We start from the raw sequence: 22,374 nt of genomic DNA, 5'->3' as shown, positions 1-22,374 counted from the left end.
TAAAAAATTGGGGAAAGTCAATAGAAAACAGTTTATCTGTATATTCTACAATATAAAATAGATTCTGCTCCGAAAGATTTGCAAGGTACTCTAATTTGAGTTAAGATTAGAATGATAATAAATTAGAATGATTATACATTCGTATTTACTTAATGGAGGTTATTAAATGTCAACTTTAGTTATTAAAGATTTACACGTTGCAATAGACGGTAAAGAGATTTTAAAAGGTGTTAATTTAACAATTAATACGAACGAAATTCACGCAGTAATGGGTCCTAATGGTACAGGTAAGTCTACTTTAGCTTCTGCTATTATGGGTCATCCAAAATATGAAGTAACATCTGGTTCAATTGAATTGGACGGAGAAGATGTTTTAGCAATGGCAGTAGATGAACGTGCACAAGCTGGTCTTTTTCTAGCAATGCAATATCCAAGTGAAATCACTGGAGTTACAAATGCGGATTTCCTTCGCTCAGCAATCAATTCACGTCGCAAAGAAGGCGATGAAATTTCACTAATGAAATTCATTCGTGAGCTTGATAGCAAAATGGAATTTTTAGAAATGGATTTAGATATGGCACAACGTTATTTAAATGAAGGATTCTCAGGCGGAGAGAAAAAACGTAATGAAATTCTTCAATTAATGATGCTACAACCAAAATTCGCTATATTAGATGAAATTGACTCTGGTCTTGATATCGATGCATTAAAAGTTGTATCTAATGGGATTAACCAAATGCGCGGTGAAGGATTCGGTAGCCTAGTAATCACTCACTACCAACGTCTTCTAAATTACATTACTCCTGATCATGTTCATGTAATGATGCAAGGTCGCATAGTTAAATCTGGCGGTCCCGAGCTTGCTCAAAGATTAGAAGCAGAAGGCTACGAATGGATTAAAGAAGAGTTAGGAATTGAAGACGAAACAGTTGGACAAGAAGCATAAGAAAGGGGACGAATAAGCATGACGGTTGAAACAAAATTGGCATTAACCGAGCAAGATATCCGCTCCTTTTCAGAAGGTAAACAAGAACCAAGCTGGATGACAGAACTTCGTCTTAAAGCATTTGGTGAACTTGAAACACTTCCGTTGCCAACACCAGACAAAACAAAAATTACGAATTGGAATTTCACAGAGTTTCCAGTTCATACTGTAGATAGCGGTAAATTTACATCTATAGCAGAATTACCTGAAGAAGTGAAGGCTGTTGTAAATGCAGAACAAAAAAACATTTATATTCAACATAATAACACTCCTGCTTTTCTTTCATTATCAGAAGAGCTAAAAGCAAAAGGTGTTATTTTAACAGATATACACACTGCAGTTCGTGAACATTCAGAGCTTGTTCAGCAATACTTTATGACAGATGGTGTTAAAGTAACAGAACATAAATTAACTGCACTTCATGCTGCGTTATTAAATGGTGGAGTATTCGTATACGTACCTAAAAATGTCGTAGTTGAAGAACCAATTCAAGTTATTTATTTACACGACGATAAGACTGCTTCACTATTCAATCATACTTTACTAGTAGCAGATGAAAATAGTTCTGTAACATATGTGGAGAACTACTTATCTACTGTTGACCATGCAGATGGGCTAGCTAATATCGTGGCGGAAGTTATTGCTAAAGATAATTCAAAAGTTACATTTGGAACTGTTGATGTTCTAGCAGAAGGATTTACAACATACGTTAATCGTCGTGGTGTAACAAGTCGTGATGCGATTATTGAATGGGCACTAGGTATGATGAACGATAGTGATACTATTTCTGAAAACACAACGCATTTAGTTGGAGATAATTCAGAGGGTCATGTAAAAATGGTTGTTGTAGGTCGCGGTAAACAAAAACAAAACTTTACAACAAAAGTAATTCATTGGGGCAAACATACAGAAGGTCAAATTCTGAAGCACGGCGTTATGAAAGATGCAGCATCTTCTATATTCAATGGTATCGGTAAAATTGAATTTGGAGCTACTAAATCTAATGCAGAGCAAACATCTCGAGTATTAATGCTTAGCGAAAAAGCACGTGGAGATGCAAATCCTATTCTTTTGATCGATGAAGACGATGTAACAGCAGGTCACGCAGCATCCGTTGGCCGAGTAGATCCACTTCAGTTGTATTATTTAATGAGCCGTGGTATTTCTCAACATGAAGCAGAGCGTCTAGTAATTCATGGATTCCTTGCTCCTGTAGTAAACAAATTACCTATTGAAGGCGTGAAGAAACAGCTGACGGAGGTTATTGAAAGGAAAGTTCGCTAATGCTCAATACGAAAGAGATTCGAAGCTATTTTCCGATTTTAGATCAGGAGATCAATGGGCATCCATTAGTCTATCTAGACAATGGTGCTACTTCTCAAAAACCAAGACAAGTGATTGAAGCTATTAAAAAGTATTATGAATTTGAAAACTCGAATGTGCATCGTGGAGTTCATACGCTTGGTAACCGAGCTACAGACAGTTACGAAGGAGCACGTGAAAAGGTTCGTAAATTCATGAATGCTAAATCCACTAAAGAAGTTATTTTTACTCGTGGTACAACAACCGCTATCAATATGGTGGCACAGAGCTACGGCTTGGCGAACCTAAAAGAGGGCGATGAAATTGTTATTACGCATATGGAGCACCATTCCAACATTATTCCTTGGCAACAACTTGCGAAAAGAACTGGTGCAGTATTAAAATATATTGATTTAGAAGCAGATGGTACACTTTCTTTAGAAAAAGTTAGAGAAACAATTACTAACCAAACAAAGATCGTGTCAATCGTATATGTTTCAAACGTTTTAGGAACAATGAATCCAATTAAAGAAATTACGCAGATTGCTCATGAGCATGGAGCAGTAATGGTAGTAGATGGTGCGCAGGCTGCACCACATCTGAAATTAGATGTTCAAGCGCTTGATTGTGATTTCCTTGCATTCTCTGGTCACAAAATGTGTGGTCCTACTGGTATAGGGGTACTATACGGAAAAGAAGCATTATTGGAGAAAATGGAGCCAATCGAATTTGGTGGGGAAATGATCGACTTCGTAGGATTGTATGATTCTACGTGGAAAGAGCTTCCTTGGAAATTCGAAGGTGGAACTCCGATAATTGCAGGTGCCATTGGTCTTGGAGCTGCAATTGATTTCTTAGAAGAAATTGGCTTAGATGAAATTGAACAGCATGAACATGAGTTAGCTGCTTACGCAATGCAAAAAATGTCTGCGATTGATGGGTTAACTATTTATGGACCTACTGATCCCGCAAAGCGTGCAGGAATTGTTACATTCAATTTAGATGATGTACATCCACATGATGTTGCAACAGTTTTAGATATGAGTGGAATTGCAGTTCGTGCAGGACATCACTGTGCACAACCGTTGATGAAATGGTTGCAATGTGTGGCAACTGCTCGTGCTAGTTTCTATATTTACAATTCAGAAGAGGATATTGATTCGCTTGTAACTGGATTGGTTTCTGCAAAGGAGTATTTTAACGATGTCTTCTAATTTAGATCAACTTTATCGCCGTGTCATTATGGATCATTACAAAAATCCTCGTAACAAAGGTAGTATTGAGGATGGCGCTTTGACAATTGATATGAATAACCCTACTTGTGGGGACCGCATTCATCTAACACTTCAAGTGGAAGATGGTAAAATACAAAATGCGAAATTTGATGGAGAAGGATGTTCCATTTCAATGGCATCTGCATCAATGATGACACAAGCAGTTAAAGGAAAGACTGTGGAGGAAGCTCTACAACTTTCTTCAACTTTTTCAGAAATGATGCTCGGGAAAGATTACGATGATTCTATTGAACTTGAAGATATAGAATCATTAAGTGGTGTCTCTCAGTTTCCTGCACGTATCAAGTGTGCAACTCTCGCTTGGAAAGCAATGGAAAAAGGCGTTTCATTAGATAAAGATTAAAAAACGAACGGAGGAATTACGATGGCTAAAAAAATGCCTGAAATTGGTGATTATAAATATGGTTTTCACGATAAAGACGTATCCATTTTCCGTTCTAAACGTGGATTAACGAAAGAAATTGTGGTAGAAATTTCAAGTATGAAATCTGAACCACAATGGATGTTAGATTATCGCTTAAAAGCATTAGAAATTTTTTACTCAAAACCAATGCCTCAATGGGGTGGAGATTTAGGGTCATTAAATTTTGACGAAATTACGTATTATGTTAAGCCTTCTGAACAAACAGAAACTTCTTGGGATGAAGTACCCGCAGAGATCAAAGCAACTTTTGATAAACTAGGGATTCCTGAAGCAGAGCAAAAATACCTTGCTGGTGTTTCTGCACAATATGAATCAGAAGTTGTTTACCATAACATGAAACAAGAGCTTACGGATTTAGGTATCATCTTTAAAGATACTGATTCTGCCCTTCGTGAAAATGAAGATCTTTTCAAGGAGCATTTCGGAACAATTATTCCTTCAACAGATAATAAGTTCTCAGCACTTAACTCAGCGGTATGGTCAGGTGGATCTTTCATCTACGTACCAAAAGGAGTAAAAGTAGAAACTCCACTTCAAGCATACTTCCGTATTAACTCAGAAAACATGGGGCAATTCGAACGTACGCTAATTATTGTAGATGAAGGTGCTTCCGTACACTATGTTGAAGGTTGTACAGCGCCTGTTTACACAACAAACTCACTGCATAGTGCAGTTGTTGAAATTATCATTAAAAAAGATGCTTATTGCCGTTATACAACAATCCAAAACTGGGCAAACAACGTTTATAACTTAGTTACAAAACGTGCAGTTTGTGATGCAAATGCAACGATGGAATGGATTGACGGAAATATTGGATCAAAATTAACGATGAAATATCCTGCAGTTATCTTAAAAGGTGAAGGTGCTCGTGGTATGACTCTTTCTATCGCTATTGCTGGTAAAGGTCAACACCAAGATGCTGGTGCGAAAATGATGCATTTAGCTCCAAATACTTCTTCTACCATTATTTCGAAATCCATTTCGAAACAAGGTGGTAAAGTAACATACCGTGGTATCGTTCATTTTGGACGTAAAGCTACAGGTGCTCGTGCAAATATCGAATGTGATACATTGATCATGGATAATCAGTCGACTTCTGATACAATTCCTTACAACGAAATCTTAAACGATAATATTTCTTTAGAGCATGAAGCAAAAGTTTCAAAAGTATCTGAAGAACAATTATTCTACTTGATGAGTCGTGGGCTAAGTGAAGAAGAAGCAACTGAAATGATCGTAATGGGCTTCATCGAACCATTTACAAAAGAACTTCCAATGGAATACGCTGTAGAAATGAACCGTCTGATTAAGTTCGAGATGGAAGGCTCTATCGGTTAATCCAATTATATAAATGCAGCAAGGTGTACAATTCACCTTGCTGCATTTTTTAATACACATAATGCTAGCCTTGCCAAATATTTATTAGTTTTATCCTACTCAAAAAGTGGTAACTATAATGTAGTATAAATAATTTGGAAAGTGCAGTTTTTACAAAGAGGAGATGTTAATATGATTCTATTTGAACGAGAAGAAAGCTATGTAATGGTTACGCAAGATGATCATGCGCAAGTGTCAAAGCAAATAGCTGAACATTGTAAGGATGAGTTTTATTATGATTCTAAACACTTTGAGGAAGTAATTTTGGCGATCCAAGAGCATGACCGTGGTTGGATAGATCCTGATAAGTCTCCACTATGGAATGATAAATCAGAGGAGCCTTTCTCATTTATTGATTACCCGACAGACCTCAAAATTTCTTTTTATGAAAAAGGATTAAATGAGGTGGAAGAATTGAGTAAATATGCTTGTTTATTATGTAGTTTACATTATTCCTCCTTCGTTCAGGATGCCGATGAACCCGCAGTTCAAGAATTTTGGGATTTAGAAAAGCAAAGACAGGAACGACTTTATAATGAACTAGAAATTACCGAGAATGAGGAAATGCAGGAAATAGTCATGTATCATTTAGACCTGTTGAAATTTTCGGATTTTCTCTCTTTATTTATTTGTTTACATGAACCGGGAAATAATAAAATAAGGCATCCATTTTTCAAAAATGGATTTCCACAATTGTTTCTATTTGTCACAGACGAGCCAATTATAGCAAGTTGGGAAAACGAAGAGATTGTTTCCTTATCGTTCTCCCCGCTGAAGAGCAAACTAGTTATAAAACTGCCTTACAAGGAAGTAATGAAGGACCACATTGAGAAGGATGGCCTCCTGCAAGCGTTTAAAGATACTCCTGTCACTAATAGAAAAATTATATTCAAATAAAGTGATTCAAAAAAACCAGTCAATACATATTGACTGGTTTTCATATTGTTATACCATCACTACAAATTGAGAAGCAAAGGATTGTTCTTTTTCTACTTGAATTGCTTGAATTTTAGCAACTTCTTTTTTCCTTACGGAAGCACAATCAGCAATATTTAGCTGGGTAATTGTATTTTTATCGATTAAAGAAGCGAGGTAATCGGCATCCTTTAGAGCACTATTTAATCCAAATGCTCCAGTAGGTGTCATTGTATGAACTGCATCCCCAATTAATGCGACTCCTTTTTTACCCCAATTTTCACTAGTGCTACTATATACATCTAACAGAACGAAATCCTGCCACGATTGAATGTTTTCTCGAACAGTTTGTTCCAGTTCTGGGAACGCAAGTATCAGCTGCTCGATAAATGGTGTAAAAGGCTGTTTCCTTAAAGTCGGAAACGAGCCTTCTTCAATATTCCAACCAATTTGGATATAACCTTTTGCTTGGGTAAATAGAGAAATTTGCTTATCTCCGACTAAGGCCATTTTAATAGAAGGTTCCCAACTATCTGGTGCTGGAATTCTTGCCCAAAGCAAATCGTAACCGTGTTTTCGAATGGTAACATCCAGATCTGCTTTTTTTCGTACGGTCGAAAAACGTCCATCTGCACCAATTACTAGTTCACTTTCAATGATAATTTGTTCTCCGTTATTCAATGCCTTAACTCCAGTAAAGATTCCATTTTCATCTTGAAGTAGTTCATCTACTTTCGTATTAAGCATTAAATGAAACGTTGAATATTTCTCAGCCGCATCTATCAATACTTGTAGTAAATGTGCTTGCGGAACATGAATGCCTAGATGACCGACCTGAGGATCTGGTAAAATTGTTTTATACAGCTCACCTTGCTGCCAATATTCAAGTTTCTCCATTCTCAAAAGCCCGAGTTTTTCCACTTCATCAAATAAGTTATATTTTTTTAAAATGGCTTCGCCTGTTTCATTTAAATGCTCTCCACGAAACGTTTTGCCGATTTTATTTGTTCGCTCTATTAATACAACAGATATATTTTTCTTAGCCAATAAATACGCTAGAAGTGCACCACCAGGACCTGCACCTACTATACATATATCTACTTTCAACATTTAAAATTCCTCCCTTTGCTTCAAAAAGCGTAATGGGCTATTCTTACAGACACTTGTATATTGAGCGAAATAAACTCAAATTATCCATCTCTTCATATTTTAAAGGTTAAATACGTTATTCGGTAGCGTACACCTATGATATTATAGTATTAATAGTGAGGTGTTGTAAATGATTCAGATCGGCCTAACTGGCTGGGGAGATCATCCGGACTTGTACGTGTCTTCTACAAAAGAAAGATTGCAAGATTACAGTGCACACTTTCCCATTGTAGAATTAGACGCGGCATTTTATGCGATTCAACCTAAAAAAAACAGCTTAAAGTGGATTAAAGAAACACCAGATAACTTTCAATTTGTTGTGAAAGCGTATCAAGGGATCACTGGTCATTTACGAGGAGATTTTCCATTTGATTCGATCGATGAAATGTTTGAATTATATAGACAGTCGATTTTGCCGTTTAAAGAAGCAGGGAAACTATCGATGATATTAGCTCAGTTTCCACCTTGGTTCAAATGCAATAAGGAAAGTGTAGAATACATACGTAAAGTTAGAGAAGAGTTAAAGGACTTTGAAGTGGTCATTGAGTTTCGACATCAATCCTGGTATGCTCCCGAATACAAAGCCTCTACACTTCAATTTTTAAGGGAGAATCATCTTCATCATAGTGTTTGTGATGAACCACAGGCTGGTGATGGTAGTATTCCTCTAGTTCCAGTTGCCACTTCAAATAAGGTGCTAGTTCGGTTGCACGGTAGAAATACTTATGGATGGGTTAATCCGGGTAATAATGTGAAGTGGAGAGAGGTTAGATACCTCTACGATTATAATAATGAAGAACTTTCTTCTATTAAAAACGTTTGTGAGCATTTAGAGAAACAAGCAAAAGAAGTTGTTGTATTATTTAATAATAACTCTGGTGGACATGCGGCAAACAATGCAAAAGCATTTCAGCGCATGTTAGGATTAGATTTTGAAGGACTTGCTCCAAAACAATTAGACTTATTTGAAGGAGATTTTTAAATGGAATGGTTTATACTTGCAGCTAGTGGTCTTTTTGCTGGAATAGTGGGCGCTTTAGTCGGTCTTGGTGGGGGAGTTATCTTAGTGCCAGCTATCTTATTTTTTGGTGCATCTCTTGGCATGATTCCTAATATTACACCTCAGAGTGTTGTTGGTCTATCTGTTATTATGATGATATTTACAGGACTGGCATCTACTCTATCCTATATGAAGACTAAAATGGTCGACTTTAAAAGCGGATTTATATTCTTTATCGGTAGTATTCCCGGAACTATACTTGGAGCAATTGTGAACAAAGGATTAGATTTACCTTCTTTTAACTTATATTTTGGTATCTTACTGGTGATCTTATCCACTTTGTTGTTAGTTCGAGATCGCCTAAGTCCAGTTCGGTGGTTTGTAGAGAATGGGAAACAGAAAACCTTCAACGATGGCAATAAAACATATGTATATGGTTATCCTATTTGGTTTGCATTATTATTAACATTTGGTGTTGGATTTGCGTCTGGTTTATTTGGAATTGGCGGGGGTTCTATTATCGTACCTGCTATGATTATATTATTCCTATTCCCTCCTCATGTGGCAGTAGGAACGTCCATGTTTATGGTATTTCTTTCATCTATAGTGAACTCTGTAACTCATATTTCTTTAGGAAATGTTCCGTGGATGTACACGATTGCCGTAATTCCTGCAGCTTATATCGGAGCGAAAATAGGAGCAAGATTAAATAAAAAGTTGAATTCCGATACACTCGTATTAGCTTTACGAATTGTACTTCTATTATTAGGCATACGTTCCATTTTCGATGGACTATTTTAACTTCAAATTGGGAGAGTAATTTGCGCAATATAAAAACGTCAGCATATTTGAAAAGGTGGGTAAAAAATGATAGAGAAGATTTATATATATCATACAAATGATTTGCATAGTCATCTAGAAAATTGGCCCACTATTCATCAATTTCTCTCAGATAGCCGGAAAAACCATGATGCACTTTCTTCCCATTTAACCTTGGATATTGGAGATCATTTGGACCGGGCGAATATATTTACGGAAGGTACCCTTGGGAAGGGGAATGTGCAACTGTTAAATGAAGCACAATATGATTATGTAACAATTGGCAATAATGAGGGGATCACCCTAAGTCATGAAAATTTGGAAACCCTATACATAGATGCTAATTTTGGCGTTATCATTTCCAACTTTACTGATTTGGAAGGGAATATTCCTTCATGGGCTTTACCTTTCAAAGTACATGAGACACCAACAGGTATAAAAATAGGTATTGTTGCAGCTACTGCAGATTACGGTATTTACTATGAAAAATTAGGTTGGCATGTGCAAGACCCGATTCCACGTCTGAAAGAGGTATGTGAGACACTTCGTCCACAAGTGGATGTTCTAATTTGTATGTCTCATTTAGGAATGTCGCAGGATGAAATAATTTCATTGGAAATTCCACAGGTTGATGTGATTTTGGGTGCCCATACACATCATGCTTTTGAAGAGGGCAAGCTAATAGGGAATACACTGCAAGCTGCTACAGGTAAATTTGGTATGAATATTGGGCTTGTGACGCTCGAATTTGATCATGCTGCAGGAACAATTCAATCGAAGCGAGCAGAATTATTTCCTACAGAAACACTACCAGTTCCACCCTACGCAAGTAATTCACAGCTAGCATGGGAAAATGAAGGAATAGCTGAAATGACTAGTATTGCTTTTTACAACTCTTCGACATTAAAAAAGGATTGGTTTAGACAATCCGATTTATCTCACTTTTTTGGAAAAGCTCTGATTTCCTTTACAAAAGCAGACTGTGCAATGTTTCCGGCGGGTATTTTTTTAAAGGACCTTCAGCAGGGACCAATTACTATGAGGGATTTACACCAATGCTTGCCACATCCAATTAATCCATGTGTCATTACATTAACTGGTGCAGAGCTACTCGAAGTTATTCGTACGGGGAAAAATGAAAAATGGGCAAAGCTTGAAGTCAAAGGGCTTGGGTTCAGAGGCAAGTATCTTGGAGCAATTTTATATGAACAGCTTCAAGAGCTAACGGATGGAACTGTGTTGGTTCAAGAAACATCGCTTGAACTTGAAAAAATATATACGTTAGCAACTTTAGATATGTTTACATTCGGGTACTTTTTTCCTTCCTTAAAATTTGCTCAAAAACAATACTTTATGCCAGAAATGATACGTGATATCGTGAAATGGTATGGACAGCTTGAAAAAGATGAATATGAGTCATGAAAATCCTCCTCCTTACATAAGTAGTAATTAGGGGGATTTTTTTGTTCTATCAAAAGAAGAAAAAGCGAGTTACTATTTTTACCCTTCAGCGTAAGATAGCCATTTTTTTAGCTTGTTTTTTGTTATCTATTGCGGGTATCATTTATTATATTAATGCACAGTTGACCCCTATGTACTTAGATTATGCGGAAATTCAAACAAATAAAATAGCATCCATGGTAATTAGCAAAGCGATTAACTCAAGGATTGCAAATGCACTTGATGTCAATGAAATAATCGAAGAAGTTCCGACTGATAGTACAACGATGGTAACAACTCGATTTAATACAGAAATCATCAATCGTATACTTGCCGATACCAATAGCTTAGTTCAATCTCATTTGGAGCAAGCAGAGCAAGGGAATTTGTCGAGTCTTCCATACTTGGATGATATTGAATACGATAAACAAACGATGGAAGACCAAGGGGGAATCGTATTTTTCGTTCCTATGGGGCAAGCGACGAATATTCCCATCATTGGTAACTTAGGTCCGAAAATTCCTATACGCTTTCATGTGATCGGTAATGTACAGTCGAATGTAACGTCTAAGATAACTAAATTTGGTATTAATAATGCTTATGTGGAAATCAATATCCATATTAAAGTAAATGTGCAAATAATTGTACCTCTAGCAAGTAAAATGAGTACGGTTGAACAGAGTATACCTGTTGCTATGGGGATTGTGCAAGGCCAGGTACCATATATTTACACAGGCGGCGACGGTGATTCAGCTCCATCTATAGAAGTACCAATACCATTACCAGAAAAATAAAAAACCTTAATAACATAGCATTTACTGTTATACTAGTAGAAATGAATATGAATAGGTAGAGGCTGCATAACTTAAGAGTAGTTTACAGGAGAATGACACCTGTGATTGTAAACGGAAGGAAGTTTTGCCGAAATTAGATGCTAATCGTCGAGACAAATCTAATTGGGGTTATTTTGAACAAAAATAACACTGTCATTTATACAATAGTATAAATGGAGGACTACAAAGTATAAAATTTATGCTTGAAATTTTAACTAAAAGCCAAACCTAAAAATATATTAGGTTTGGCTTTTTATATTTGGGAGGAATTGTTTTGGAAAATACGATATTTTCGATTTTACCGCCACTACTAGCTATTTTAATGGTGCTTGTGACGAAGAGAGTTTTATTATCATTGGGGGTCGGTATTGTTTCAGCGGCTCTGTTAGTAGAAAGCTTTTCGCCGATTGATTCATTGATCATTCTTTGGGATTCCTTTATCACGTCATTTTGGGATAATGGATTGAATATGTATAATATTTATATATTATTGTTTATATTGTTGCTTGGGGTGGTTACTGCGATTGTTAGTCTGTCAGGAGGAAGTACTGCATTTGCTGCATGGGCAGTTAAACGTATTAAAACAAATCGCGGATCTAAACTCCTTACAGCTTTTTTAGGTATTATTATTTTCGTAGACGATTATTTTAATGCACTTGCTGTAGGACAGATTGCTCGTCCAATTACTGACACTCATCGTGTTTCTCGTGCAAAGCTAGCTTATTTTATCGATTCTACTTCAGCACCAGTTTGTGTAATTTCTCCGGTTTCTAGCTGGGGTGCGTTTCTAATAAGTCAGCTTGGTGTTATATTTGCTACTCATGCAGTAACAGACTATACTCCACTGCAAGCGTTTATGTTAATGGCACCGATGAATTTTTATGTAATTGCTACGCTTGCAATGGTATTTTTTACAGCATGGACAGACAATGACTTAGGTCTGATGAAAAAACATGAAAAACTTGCAAGAGAAACTGGTGTCCTTTTTGATCCAAATAAATCAAATCCAGGTGATTTACAAGGTAATTTCCCGGAAAATAATTTTGGTAAAGTAAAGGATCTAATCCTTCCAATTGTCTCATTAATAGTAGTAACTCTTTTTGTAATGTTTTGGACAGGCTATCAGGCTTCAGGAAAAGTAATGGACATATTTGTTATTTTTGAAAATACAGATGTTCCGCTCTCTCTATTTATAGGTGGGATGGTATCGAGTATTTTAGCTGTACTATTGTATACGCTTCAATTCAAGAAAAACAAAGATGCTAATTTGGGCTTACTGGGGAAAGCTGTTATTTCTGGTATAAATTCAATGTTACCTGCTATTTACATTTTAATATTTGCTTGGTCCCTTTCATTTTTAATAACAGCTTTAGGAACTGGTGAGTATTTAGCACATCTAGTTACAGATAATAATATTCCGGCAGGGGTTATTCCAGTCTTACTGTTTGTTTTAACAGCTTTTATGGCTTTCGCAACTGGATCTTCATGGGGATCATTTGGGATACTATTACCAATTGGTGCAAGTATCATCATGGTAGTAGAGCCAGAGTTATTACTTCCTGTTTTAGCGGCCGTTTTAGCGGGAGCTGTTTTTGGAGACCATTGTTCGCCTATTTCAGACACTACAATTATGTCAGCGACTGGTGCAGGAGTTAATGTAATCGATCACGTAATGACTCAATTACCATATGCCATTATTAGTGCAGTCATTGCTGCAATTGGCTATTTAGTATTAGGTCTTACAGGTTCTGTTATGTTTGGCTTTATAACAGTAGTCGTCATCCTTATCCTATTTTTCACGATATGGAATTTTAAGAGTAAGAGGGTAGCTTAGTTGTTTTAAAATTGGTTGTCTTTGGTATTTGTATGGTTGTTTGCAATTAAATAATATGTTACATTGACAACAGTGTAGTTAGTTTATTTAGAATGGGGTCGGGATGAAAATGACATCGTGTAAACCAACGAAAGCAGAGTACCAAAGAAAACCAGAGTGGCTAAAAATTAAGTTAAATACGAATGATGAATACAAGGGTCTTAAAAAGCTGATGCGTGAAAATAATTTAAATACTGTATGTGAGGAAGCAAAATGTCCAAATATACATGAGTGCTGGGGTTCACGTAGAACAGCTACATTTATGATTTTAGGAGCTATTTGCACACGTGCTTGCCGTTTTTGTGCTGTAAAAACTGGCCTACCTAATGAGTTAGATTTGGCAGAACCAGAAAGAGTTGCAGATTCGGTTGTAGTTATGAATTTAAAACATGTTGTCGTAACAGCAGTTGCTCGAGACGATTTAAAAGACGGTGGTTCTGAAGTTTTTGCTGAAACCATTCGTGCGATTCGTCGCAAAAATCCTTTTACATCAATAGAAGTTTTACCTTCTGATATGGGCGGTATTGAACAAAATATCCGTAATATTATGGATGCAAAACCGGATATCCTAAATCACAATATTGAAACGGTTCGTCGACTCACTCCAAGAGTTAGAGCGAGAGCTAAATACGATCGTTCACTCGAATTATTGCGTCGTGCAAAAGAAATGCAACCAAGTATTCCAACGAAATCATCCTTAATGTTAGGTTTAGGGGAAACTCATGAAGAGATTCTGGAAGTAATGGACGACCTTCGTGCGAACAATGTAGATATCATGACGATTGGTCAATACTTGCAACCTTCGAAAAAACATTTACCGGTACTAAAATATTACTCCCCAGCAGATTTTGGAGAATTACGAAAAATTGCTATGAGCAAAGGATTCTCCCATTGTGAAGCTGGTCCACTAGTTAGAAGTAGCTACCATGCAGATGAACAGGTAAACGCTGCGGCTAAGCAAAGACAACTGCAAGGTGAACAACTTCTAGCTACTCCAAATAGCTAATGGATGGTGATTGAATGATAGTTGCAGAAGGCTTTACATATGAAATTATAGAAGATTATCGCGAGGCATTTAAAGAAGAAGCGTTTTTAGATCGTTATAGTGAAATTTTAACTAAATACGATTATATTATGGGTGACTGGGGTTACGGTCAGCTGCGTCTTAAAGGTTTTTTTGAGGATCGTAGTCATAAAGCTACATTTGATACGAAAATAGGAACGATGAAAGATTATTTATATGAATATTGTAATTTTGGATGCGCCTACTTTGTCGTAAAAAAAATAGGGATTGCTCCAAAAATTGTTCCTGACGAAGCTATAATAGAAGTAAACGAAAATCTAGAGCAAGATCAACTATGATCTGCTCTAGTTTTTTTATATTTACAGCCAGGTTAAGGGCTATAATAAGAAGCTTATGGGCTAATATTGCATTTTTACGGGCCATTTCAAGAGTTTTATGGGCTATAATCTAATGTATATACTGTGGCGCAGTTTATGGGCCATCCAAATGCACATAAAAAAGCTAGCCGTGATAGTTATCCACAACTAGCCATCTTATATTAATTAACTTAATAATTCTCGAAGATAATCTCGTAATTCCACTGCTTCTTCTTCTGATCTATTAAATACATGTTCGAGATAGCCTGGTTCTTCCACATCATCTGCTCCGATAATGGCTGCTCGTCCATATTGTATATCCATTACAAGTACTTTTCCAAAAAAGCGAGAGCTTTGAGAAATAGCTAAATCATATCTTTGGGATTCTCCTGTAAAGCCAACAAATCTCGTTTTAGTATCCTCTACATCATCGTACAAATAAAATCGCTCCACTATGTGACACTCCTTCCTACCTTAGAATTATGGTACTATAGAATAGGAGTATATATCAACTGAACAACAATTAGGAGGCCTTTCCATGTATTTTGTAGATAGAAAAAAAATTGCTTTAACATTGGCTCATATGAACCAATTGTTGAACCTTATTGAAACAAAACAAGATTGGCAAGTAGATGAATTATCTAATTTAGCGTTTGAGCGAATTGGTCATAATATTATTGAATCTATTATCGACGTAGGCAATTCAATGATCGATGGGTTTATCATGCGTGATCCTGGTGGATACGATGATATTATCGATATTTTAACGGATGAGAAAGTTATTTCTGCTGAAATGGATGGACCATTAAAAGAAGTTATCGAGTTTAGAAAAGTGCTTGTTCGCCAATTTTATGCGGTGGACCACAAAAAATTAGAGGAAGTTCTGACGAATAATTTACCATTCTTAAAGGAATTCCCGAAAGCTGTAGAAACTTATTTACTTAATGAATTAGGGCCAGTTTCTGCCTTTTTACCTGAGGATTCTAATGTTAAATTATAAAGCATACTTTATCGATTTAGATGGCACTGTCTATAGAGGTAAAACACCAATTCCTGAGGCTGTGAAATTCATTCATTATTTACAAAGCAATGGTAACCAACCATTTTTTGTGACGAATAATTCTTCTATGACTCAACAACAACTACAGGAAAAGCTGGCCAAAATGGATATTCAAGTAGATACGGAACATATTATTTCATCGTCAATTGCAGCTGCAAATTATATTAATGAGTTTATGCCAGGTAAAGAAGTATTTATGATTGGTGAACTGGGCTTGGAAGATGCACTTAAATCACGAGATATTTCGATAACAACTGGCATGGCAGATGTTATCGTACTTGGAATTGATCGTCACATTAATTATGAGAAGCTGGCAACTGCCTGTCTTTCCGTAAGAGCGGGCGCTACATTTCTTTCTACTAATAGTGATCATGCATTTCCTTCTGAAATTGGATTTTTACCTGGAAATGGAGCCTTTACAAAGTTAGTGGAACATTCTACTGGAGTAGAACCAATCTATATGGGGAAACCTCAACCATTTATGTTAGAGTTTATACAAAAACAATATGGATTTAGTAAAGAAGAGATGGTCATGATTGGCGATAATTATCAAACAGACATCTTGACCGGAATTCATATGGGGATTGACACAGTACATGTGAACAGTGGGGTAAATTCTACTGCAGAAGTTAAGCTTCAGGCAGAGCAACCTACCTATTTTCTAGAATCTTTAAGCGAATGGACAAAATAAAAAGACTGTGCTCAAAGTACAGTCTTTTAAAATAGAGGGTTGTCCTCTATAAATTGATATATGTTTGCGACAAGTTCGCTTGGGGTATTTGCTTCTACAACTTCACCATTCACAATAGCAAATAAAGTTTCAGAACAGAGGGAGCAATAACTCAGGCAACCATACTCTAAAACGTCTAAATTGGAGTCTTGTTCTAATATTTCAAATGCTTCTTGGGACCCGTTTGCAAGGTTGCTTATACAAAATTCAACCATAGGATTCACAGCTGTTCACCTCACTACATGGTCATGCTACTCTTTTTTTAAGAAAACGTCAATTAAGAAGTTCTATTGTGAAATGTATCACAATCTATTATAATTTGAGATGACATTAAATTTAAGGGAGAATATTATGCGAAAATTAGTATTGTTAGGTGGGGGATATGGAAATATGCGAATATTACTTCGCTTATTGCCAAATAATATTCCTGATGATGTAGAAATTACTTTGATAGACAGAACACCGTTTCATAGTTTAAAAACAGAATTTTATGCACTAGCTGCTGGAACATCTCCGGATAGTAGTATTCGAGTTGCATTTCCAGAGAGCGAAAAATTAAAAATTAATTTCGGTGAAATTTTAGAAATAGATGTAGACGGCAAACAAGTCTTACTAGCTGATGGACAAGCCATTGCATACGATGACCTAGTAATTGGGCTGGGGTGTGAGGACAAGTACCATAATGTGCCCGGAGCAGATGAATTTACTTATAGCATTCAAACGATTGGTCGTTCAAGAGATACGTATAGTAAAATTGGAGGTCTTCCTTCTGGTTCTGTTGTAGGTATCGTTGGAGCGGGACTTAGTGGAATAGAGCTTGCGAGCGAACTTCGTGAAAGCCGTCCAGACCTGACCATTAAATTATTTGACCGCAGTCCTCGTGTTTTAAGAGATTTTCCAGAACGATTAAGTAATTATGTACAAAAGTGGTTCGACACAAATAATGTGGATGTAGTTAGTAATTCAAACATTACAAAAGTAGAGCCGAACAAATTATTCAATCATGAAGAGGTAATTCCTGTGGATGCGGTGGTATGGACAGCTGGTATTCAACCGGCAGCTCCTGTTAGAGCATTACCAGGTGAAAAAGACAAATCTGGTCGCGTCATCTTAACACAATACCATGACTTACCAAGCTATCCGAATGTATATGTTGTTGGGGATGCTGCATCACTACCATTAGCACCGAGTGCTCAGTTGGCAGAAGAACAAGCAGAGCAAATTGTTAAAGTGCTTCAAGCACGCTGGAAAGATGCACCACTTCCTGAACAGATGCCGGAAATCAAACTTAAAGGGTTCATGGGCTCTCTTGGGAAAAAACAAGGATTTGCATATTTGGCTGATATCTCCGTTACTGGACGAATTGCACGTTTAATGAAATCAGGCTTACTTTGGATGTACAAACGACATAACGGGTAATATAAAAAGCTTCGAAAGGCTCAATATGAGCACTTTCAAGCTTTTTTTCGTGAAATTATTCCATATAGCCGTATTTCTCAAGTGCCGTGTAGACTGGTTTTAGTTGGATGTAGCCTTCCCCAACCATTTCGCCATTAATCATCACGAGTGGATAGAAGAATTCATCATCTGCAATTCGGTTGGCAATATGCTGATGTTGCTCATTCTCAATTGGCTTTTCAAAATCGATATAGGTGAAAGTAATTTGGTGATTTGGAAATTTACGGTCGATGGCAGCTTGTAGCCATTCATATGTATCCTTGGAAGATGGTGCATTTACGCAACTAGCGCATATCACATTTGCTCCAAATACTTCTATATTTAAAGATTGTAACGTCAAAATGGTGACCTCCTCGGAATTCTTTATTGGATTTTTTCCCTCCTTCACATTATAATGATTATAGTGAAAGGAGTCGATCAATATGACTGATACAATGACTGAAGAAGTTCAAGTAGTTTTAGATAAATTGCGTCCGTTTTTACTTAGAGATGGAGGCGACTGTGAGCTTGTAGATATTGAAGATGGTATTGTAAAGCTACGCCTTCTAGGAGCTTGTGGCAGCTGTCCAAGTTCAACGATTACACTTAAAGCAGGTATTGAACGTGCACTTTTAGAAGAGGTTCCAGGAGTAGTAGAAGTAGAACAAGTATTTTAACTATACGCCTAGGCGTATTTGATCAAAAAAAGAAGCCTTTTATTGGGCTTCTTTTTCTTTTTGAGCACGAATTTCATGCCAACGATCTTTTGCCATTTCAATAATAGAAGGTTCAGTTGAAGTTTTTTGTTTTTCAATTACTTTAGAGAAATACCGAGTAGCATTTTCAATATCTCCAATTTTTCTTGATAATTCGGCTATTAAATAGAGCATGCGGCTTTCGGACATCTGTGTTCCATTGTAGTCATCATTTGAAAAGGAGTCAGCATACCGATCACGAGCAATTTCCAAGAATCGAATTTCTTCTTCCTGTTTAGTCTGTAAACGGTATAGCCAAGCTATACGAAGAGCTAAACCTGCTATACTTACAAATTTTTCTTTTTTTAAGGTTCCAGAAAGAATACCTAGTTTATAGGCCGTAATTCCCTCTTCAATTGTTCGTTCATCGCCAAATGATCTTGGTGTCCATTTACTAGCTATTTGTTCTTGGATTGTTTCTTTTACTCCTGGAGCAAAATATTTTGTGAAGTCGTCTGAAAATGAAAATCCACAATGCTCACATACAAATATGTTATATAATAAGGGGTTTACTTCTTTGTTTTCATATATAGGTTGAAAATCAGTTTCATGTGATAGAACTTTTATAAATTTGGAGCGGACCTTTGTCGTTTTAAACTTTTTTTTGCAGTTCAAGCATTCCATGTCCTTTTGATAATAGGGCGTTAATTCCATCTTTAGTCCTCTTTTCACTCTACAGTTTATAGTTCTATTATACTTGAAATACATATTGAATGCGAAGTAAATGTTCGAGTAGTATTCCTTGTATACATAGTAAAAACATTGATATGATATAGATAAGAAAGGGAAGGTGATTCAGATGTCAGAAGTAGTTATTTTATCTGAAGCGGCGGCTTACCGTGTAAAAGAAATGATGACGCACAATGGAGAAGAAGGCTCTGCCCTTCGTGTATCAGTAAATGGTGGTGGATGCAGCGGTCTTTCTTATGGAATGGGCTTTGAAAAAGAAAAACAGCAAGAAGATATAGGACTTCATCAGCATGGAATAGATATAGTAGTATCAACTGAGGATGCATCTATATTGAAAGGCACCACAATTGATTATAAGGAATCATTAATGGGTGGTGGGTTCACGATAGAAAATCCAAATGCCATTGCATCTTGTGGTTGCGGAACATCATTTAGAACAGCGAAAAAAGAAGGAACGCCTGAAAGTTGCTAATATTTGAAAGAGCATTTTCTTATCTAGGAGATGTTCTTTTTTTAAAAAGATAAGAAAGTATATAAAAATACAGCATGAACACCAGTTTTACAGGGCTTTTAAGAATGATTGATACTACTGATTTGCGTTTCAGTGGAGTACAAAGGCTAAGAGCGCCACGTCGTAAAAGGAAGGCAATCTAAGTTCGCCGCGTCCTGCGGCAACGATTGCATAACCCACCTCCTGTGGGCCTCAACGCCTTTGTGACCAACATCCTGTTGGCCTCCGTGGGCACGGCTTAAATCTCCTCGTTACTACGAAAACATATGCTCCTGCGGTTACTCGTCGCAAAGACGTTGGTCAAATAAAGTTTGACCAACGTCTTTCCTGCGGGGCTTTCAGCTCGTGCTGTTCCCACAGGAGTCGCCACTTTCACTCCAATCAATTAAATGAGTAGTACTAAATAAACTAGGGGATATTGCATAGACTCTCGCTTAGATAAGAAGAGTAGTAGGAGTTAATGTGGGGATAAAACCGTCTGTTGAATGTAGGAATGAAATTGTGTAAGGAAGGATGAAGATAGTAGATTTCCTTTTTACAAGTGGAAATAAGGAAAAATAGTAAGTGTCTACCCAATAAAGAAGCGAAATAGCGAACGAAATTGCATCTTCGTGAGCCTCCTCAATTATTAGGAAAGTATCTTTTCTCTAGTTATCTAAAAATGTACTTACCTGTTTCTAAGAGTTGTAGGAGGGCGACGGATAGACAAACGCCGTAAGATTACCGAAAAAAGGGATGCCGGTTGGTTGTGACGTCAGTCACAACCAACCGGCATCCCTAAAAATTCACTCCGTAATTATATAGCAAAACGTCTTTCTAAAGCACTTTGAAAACGACAGAAACAGGTATTGAACTTAAAGGACCGAGCGTCTTTTTGCCCGGTTTTTCTTAGTATTTTTCATCAGACTACCATCAACATAGTTTATTAAGTTGTTGAGATTTAATCACAGTATTTTCAGACCTTTACAATTATACAATATTGAGTTGAAATCGTATGAGAAAAGGGCTAATATAGAAAGTAAGATTATTTGTCGAACATTAGACAAAATGAAATAGTTTAATGATGTATATTCTGTGTCATTAATTTTCTTAAAAAATATAAAAAGGTGGTTGCGATCTTCTTGAAAAGACCAACAATTCTAGTATTAGGTGCAGGATATGGTGGATTATCTACTGTAGTAAACCTTCAAAAATTAGTAGGTCCAAATGAAGCGGATATTACATTAATTAATAAAAATGATTATCATTATGAATCAACTTGGTTACATGAAGCTTCTGCTGGTACATTACGTCCAGATCAAGTTCGTTATGATGTAAAAAGTGTTATCAATTCTAGTAAAGTAAATTTTGTAAAAGCTACAGTTGATGCGATTGATGTGAATACTAAAAAGGTAACAACAAGTGCTGGTGAGTATACATATGACTACTTAGTTATTGGTTTAGGCTTTGAAGGTGAGACATTCGGTATACCTGGCTTAGATAAGTATGCACTTTCCATTGCAAATGTAAATGCTGCACGTCAAATTCGTGATCATATTGAATATCAATTTGCGACGTGGTCAACAGAGGACACACTAGATGATACTCGCCTAACAATCGTTGTAGGTGGAGCAGGGTTCTCTGGTATTGAATTCTTGGGTGAACTAGGAAATCGTGTGCCTGAACTTTGTAAAGAATACGATGTACCGAAAGAAAAAGTTCGTGTAGTTTGTGTAGAAGCAGCTCCAATGGTATTACCAGGATTTGATCCGGAGCTTGTGGAATATGCAGTAAGACAATTAGAAGCTAAAGGAATTGAATTCTCTATTGGTACTCCAGTAGTTGAGGCAACTCCAGAAGGCGTAAAAATTAAAAAAGGCGAAGAGGAATTCGAATTTATCAAAGCTGGTACAGTAGTATGGGCTGCAGGAGTTCGTGGAAATCGCTTAATCGAAACATCAGGTATTGAAAATATGCGTGCGCGCGTTAAAGTAGAAAAAGATATGAGAGCTCCTGGATTCCCTGACGTATTCATCGTTGGAGACTGTGCTCTAATGATCAATGAAGCAGTTAACCGTCCATATCCACCAACAGCTCAAATTGCAATGCAACAAGCAGTAACTGTTGCAAAAAATATTGTATCTCTTACGAATGGTAATGCTACGGAAGAATTCGTACCAAACTTAAAAGGAGCCGTTTGTTCTCTTGGAGAACATGATGCAATTGGGGATGTAATGGGAAGAAAACTTACAGGTACCAAAGCATCCATCATGAAAAAAGTAATCGATAATCGTGCACTTTACATGATCGGTGGACTTCCACTAGTAGTGAAAAAAGGTAAATTCAGCTTATAATTGTTAGGAACAATAGTAGCTCCCACTTTCTTTATAGTGGGAGCTTTTCTTTTTAGAGTAATCGTA

The 22,374-nt window shown here is 36.7% G+C and carries 24 protein-coding genes and 1 riboswitch; of the genes, 19 read left to right on the top strand and 5 right to left on the bottom strand.

The window, feature by feature from the left end:
* The first annotated feature begins 166 nt into the window (after window positions 1-166).
* The 6 genes from sufC (at window position 167) to LDK52_RS08985 (ending at window position 6,280) form a co-directional block, all read left to right on the top strand.
* Window positions 167-946 carry a Fe-S cluster assembly ATPase SufC gene (sufC, locus tag LDK52_RS09010; protein ID WP_277585624.1) on the top strand — a complete coding sequence of 260 codons (780 nt, stop codon included), beginning with the start codon at window positions 167-169 and terminating at the stop codon, window positions 944-946.
* An 18-nt stretch (window positions 947-964) separates the two neighbouring features.
* Window positions 965-2,269 (top strand): Fe-S cluster assembly protein SufD, encoded by a 1,305-nt coding sequence (gene sufD / locus LDK52_RS09005; protein ID WP_277585623.1) that lies wholly within the window; start codon window positions 965-967, stop codon window positions 2,267-2,269.
* Window positions 2,269-3,501: a cysteine desulfurase gene (locus LDK52_RS09000; protein ID WP_277585622.1), complete on the top strand. Its 1,233-nt coding sequence runs from the start codon at window positions 2,269-2,271 to the stop codon at window positions 3,499-3,501. Before sufD ends, LDK52_RS09000 begins: the two co-directional genes overlap by 1 nt.
* Complete coding sequence (gene sufU / locus LDK52_RS08995; RefSeq protein ID WP_277585621.1) at window positions 3,491-3,925, top strand: Fe-S cluster assembly sulfur transfer protein SufU; 435 nt, start codon at window positions 3,491-3,493, stop codon at window positions 3,923-3,925. Before LDK52_RS09000 ends, sufU begins: the two co-directional genes overlap by 11 nt.
* A gap of 21 nt (window positions 3,926-3,946) precedes the next feature.
* Window positions 3,947-5,344, top strand: coding sequence for a Fe-S cluster assembly protein SufB (gene sufB, locus LDK52_RS08990; protein WP_277585620.1), 1,398 nt, complete (start codon window positions 3,947-3,949; stop codon window positions 5,342-5,344).
* Window positions 5,345-5,515: 171 nt separating this feature from the next.
* A complete protein-coding gene (locus tag LDK52_RS08985) occupies window positions 5,516-6,280 on the top strand; it encodes a DUF3891 family protein (protein ID WP_277585619.1) in 765 nt (254 codons plus the stop codon).
* 48 nt (window positions 6,281-6,328) lie between these two features.
* Here the strand turns inward: LDK52_RS08985 and LDK52_RS08980 are convergent, their stop codons facing one another.
* Window positions 6,329-7,408 carry an FAD-dependent monooxygenase gene (locus LDK52_RS08980; protein ID WP_277585618.1) on the bottom strand — a complete coding sequence of 360 codons (1,080 nt, stop codon included), beginning with the start codon at window positions 7,406-7,408 and terminating at the stop codon, window positions 6,329-6,331.
* Window positions 7,409-7,577: 169 nt separating this feature from the next.
* Between LDK52_RS08980 and LDK52_RS08975 the strand changes: the two genes are divergently transcribed.
* The 7 genes from LDK52_RS08975 to LDK52_RS08945 all read left to right on the top strand — a co-directional run bounded on the left by LDK52_RS08975 (window position 7,578) and on the right by LDK52_RS08945 (window position 14,774).
* The gene (locus LDK52_RS08975) at window positions 7,578-8,429 is read left to right on the top strand and encodes a DUF72 domain-containing protein (protein WP_277585617.1); all 852 of its coding nucleotides are present in this window, start codon (window positions 7,578-7,580) and stop codon (window positions 8,427-8,429) included.
* Window positions 8,430-9,248: a sulfite exporter TauE/SafE family protein gene (locus LDK52_RS08970; protein ID WP_277585616.1), complete on the top strand. Its 819-nt coding sequence runs from the start codon at window positions 8,430-8,432 to the stop codon at window positions 9,246-9,248. It begins immediately after the preceding gene.
* A gap of 66 nt (window positions 9,249-9,314) precedes the next feature.
* Window positions 9,315-10,688, top strand: a complete 1,374-nt coding sequence (locus LDK52_RS08965) for a bifunctional metallophosphatase/5'-nucleotidase (protein WP_277585615.1) — start codon at window positions 9,315-9,317, stop codon at window positions 10,686-10,688.
* 41 nt (window positions 10,689-10,729) lie between these two features.
* A complete protein-coding gene (yunB, locus tag LDK52_RS08960) occupies window positions 10,730-11,500 on the top strand; it encodes a sporulation protein YunB (RefSeq protein ID WP_407081804.1) in 771 nt (256 codons plus the stop codon).
* A gap of 48 nt (window positions 11,501-11,548) precedes the next feature.
* A riboswitch (Lysine riboswitch) is annotated at window positions 11,549-11,731 on the top strand.
* An 82-nt stretch (window positions 11,732-11,813) separates the two neighbouring features.
* Window positions 11,814-13,373 carry a Na+/H+ antiporter NhaC family protein gene (locus LDK52_RS08955; RefSeq protein ID WP_277585614.1) on the top strand — a complete coding sequence of 520 codons (1,560 nt, stop codon included), beginning with the start codon at window positions 11,814-11,816 and terminating at the stop codon, window positions 13,371-13,373.
* Window positions 13,374-13,482: 109 nt separating this feature from the next.
* A complete protein-coding gene (lipA, locus tag LDK52_RS08950) occupies window positions 13,483-14,418 on the top strand; it encodes a lipoyl synthase (protein ID WP_277585690.1) in 936 nt (311 codons plus the stop codon).
* Window positions 14,419-14,432: 14 nt separating this feature from the next.
* The gene (locus tag LDK52_RS08945; protein WP_277585613.1) at window positions 14,433-14,774 is read left to right on the top strand and encodes a YutD family protein; all 342 of its coding nucleotides are present in this window, start codon (window positions 14,433-14,435) and stop codon (window positions 14,772-14,774) included.
* Window positions 14,775-14,978: 204 nt separating this feature from the next.
* Here the strand turns inward: LDK52_RS08945 and LDK52_RS08940 are convergent, their stop codons facing one another.
* Window positions 14,979-15,245 (bottom strand): DUF3055 domain-containing protein, encoded by a 267-nt coding sequence (locus LDK52_RS08940; RefSeq protein WP_093537775.1) that lies wholly within the window; start codon window positions 15,243-15,245, stop codon window positions 14,979-14,981.
* Window positions 15,246-15,330: 85 nt separating this feature from the next.
* On the opposite strand from LDK52_RS08940, the gene LDK52_RS08935 reads away from it, so the two are divergent.
* Complete coding sequence (locus LDK52_RS08935; protein ID WP_277585612.1) at window positions 15,331-15,792, top strand: DUF86 domain-containing protein; 462 nt, start codon at window positions 15,331-15,333, stop codon at window positions 15,790-15,792.
* Window positions 15,779-16,543, top strand: a complete 765-nt coding sequence (locus LDK52_RS08930) for a TIGR01457 family HAD-type hydrolase (protein ID WP_277585611.1) — start codon at window positions 15,779-15,781, stop codon at window positions 16,541-16,543. The genes LDK52_RS08935 and LDK52_RS08930 overlap by 14 nt, the downstream gene beginning before the upstream one ends.
* Window positions 16,544-16,569: 26 nt before the next feature.
* On the opposite strand, the gene LDK52_RS08925 is transcribed toward LDK52_RS08930, so the two are convergent.
* On the bottom strand, window positions 16,570-16,806 hold the full coding sequence (locus tag LDK52_RS08925; RefSeq protein ID WP_093537778.1) for a YuzB family protein: 237 nt from the start codon (window positions 16,804-16,806) through the stop codon (window positions 16,570-16,572).
* A gap of 127 nt (window positions 16,807-16,933) precedes the next feature.
* On the opposite strand from LDK52_RS08925, the gene LDK52_RS08920 reads away from it, so the two are divergent.
* Window positions 16,934-18,001: an NAD(P)/FAD-dependent oxidoreductase gene (locus LDK52_RS08920; protein WP_277585610.1), complete on the top strand. Its 1,068-nt coding sequence runs from the start codon at window positions 16,934-16,936 to the stop codon at window positions 17,999-18,001.
* 55 nt (window positions 18,002-18,056) lie between these two features.
* Here LDK52_RS08920 and LDK52_RS08915 read toward each other — a convergent pair whose 3' ends face one another.
* Window positions 18,057-18,380, bottom strand: coding sequence for a YuzD family protein (locus LDK52_RS08915; RefSeq protein ID WP_277585609.1), 324 nt, complete (start codon window positions 18,378-18,380; stop codon window positions 18,057-18,059).
* An 82-nt stretch (window positions 18,381-18,462) separates the two neighbouring features.
* On the opposite strand from LDK52_RS08915, the gene LDK52_RS08910 reads away from it, so the two are divergent.
* Window positions 18,463-18,696, top strand: a complete 234-nt coding sequence (locus tag LDK52_RS08910; protein WP_277585608.1) for a NifU family protein — start codon at window positions 18,463-18,465, stop codon at window positions 18,694-18,696.
* Between the two features lie 39 nt (window positions 18,697-18,735).
* On the opposite strand, the gene LDK52_RS08905 is transcribed toward LDK52_RS08910, so the two are convergent.
* Complete coding sequence (locus LDK52_RS08905; protein ID WP_277585607.1) at window positions 18,736-19,428, bottom strand: DUF2225 domain-containing protein; 693 nt, start codon at window positions 19,426-19,428, stop codon at window positions 18,736-18,738.
* 145 nt (window positions 19,429-19,573) lie between these two features.
* Here LDK52_RS08905 and LDK52_RS08900 point away from each other — a divergent pair, with 145 nt between their 5' ends.
* Complete coding sequence (locus LDK52_RS08900; protein ID WP_277585606.1) at window positions 19,574-19,936, top strand: HesB/IscA family protein; 363 nt, start codon at window positions 19,574-19,576, stop codon at window positions 19,934-19,936.
* A 1,160-nt stretch (window positions 19,937-21,096) separates the two neighbouring features.
* Window positions 21,097-22,308, top strand: a complete 1,212-nt coding sequence (locus tag LDK52_RS08895; RefSeq protein ID WP_277585605.1) for an NAD(P)/FAD-dependent oxidoreductase — start codon at window positions 21,097-21,099, stop codon at window positions 22,306-22,308.
* Window positions 22,309-22,374: the final 66 nt, after the last annotated feature.

Source organism: Psychrobacillus antarcticus, from assembly GCF_029533155.1.
Lineage (GTDB): Bacteria > Bacillota > Bacilli > Bacillales_A > Planococcaceae > Psychrobacillus > Psychrobacillus antarcticus.
This window is presented reverse-complemented; position numbering and strand designations above follow the sequence as displayed.

Excerpts from the sequence above, each read along its gene's own strand:
- sufC (WP_277585624.1), top strand. The coding sequence starts at position 167 with ATGTCAACTTTAGTTATTAAAGATTTACACGTTGCAATAGACGGTAAA.
- sufD (WP_277585623.1), top strand. The coding sequence starts at position 965 with ATGACGGTTGAAACAAAATTGGCATTAACCGAGCAAGATATCCGCTCC.
- LDK52_RS09000 (WP_277585622.1), top strand. The coding sequence starts at position 2,269 with ATGCTCAATACGAAAGAGATTCGAAGCTATTTTCCGATTTTAGATCAG.
- sufU (WP_277585621.1), top strand. The coding sequence starts at position 3,491 with ATGTCTTCTAATTTAGATCAACTTTATCGCCGTGTCATTATGGATCAT.
- sufB (WP_277585620.1), top strand. The coding sequence starts at position 3,947 with ATGGCTAAAAAAATGCCTGAAATTGGTGATTATAAATATGGTTTTCAC.
- LDK52_RS08985 (WP_277585619.1), top strand. The coding sequence starts at position 5,516 with ATGATTCTATTTGAACGAGAAGAAAGCTATGTAATGGTTACGCAAGAT.
- LDK52_RS08980 (WP_277585618.1), bottom strand. The coding sequence starts at position 7,408 with ATGTTGAAAGTAGATATATGTATAGTAGGTGCAGGTCCTGGTGGTGCA.
- LDK52_RS08975 (WP_277585617.1), top strand. The coding sequence starts at position 7,578 with ATGATTCAGATCGGCCTAACTGGCTGGGGAGATCATCCGGACTTGTAC.
- LDK52_RS08970 (WP_277585616.1), top strand. The coding sequence starts at position 8,430 with ATGGAATGGTTTATACTTGCAGCTAGTGGTCTTTTTGCTGGAATAGTG.
- LDK52_RS08965 (WP_277585615.1), top strand. The coding sequence starts at position 9,315 with ATGATAGAGAAGATTTATATATATCATACAAATGATTTGCATAGTCAT.
- lipA (WP_277585690.1), top strand. The coding sequence starts at position 13,483 with ATGACATCGTGTAAACCAACGAAAGCAGAGTACCAAAGAAAACCAGAG.
- LDK52_RS08945 (WP_277585613.1), top strand. The coding sequence starts at position 14,433 with ATGATAGTTGCAGAAGGCTTTACATATGAAATTATAGAAGATTATCGC.
- LDK52_RS08935 (WP_277585612.1), top strand. The coding sequence starts at position 15,331 with ATGTATTTTGTAGATAGAAAAAAAATTGCTTTAACATTGGCTCATATG.
- LDK52_RS08930 (WP_277585611.1), top strand. The coding sequence starts at position 15,779 with ATGTTAAATTATAAAGCATACTTTATCGATTTAGATGGCACTGTCTAT.
- LDK52_RS08920 (WP_277585610.1), top strand. The coding sequence starts at position 16,934 with ATGCGAAAATTAGTATTGTTAGGTGGGGGATATGGAAATATGCGAATA.
- LDK52_RS08910 (WP_277585608.1), top strand. The coding sequence starts at position 18,463 with ATGACTGATACAATGACTGAAGAAGTTCAAGTAGTTTTAGATAAATTG.
- LDK52_RS08905 (WP_277585607.1), bottom strand. The coding sequence starts at position 19,428 with ATGGAATTAACGCCCTATTATCAAAAGGACATGGAATGCTTGAACTGC.
- LDK52_RS08900 (WP_277585606.1), top strand. The coding sequence starts at position 19,574 with ATGTCAGAAGTAGTTATTTTATCTGAAGCGGCGGCTTACCGTGTAAAA.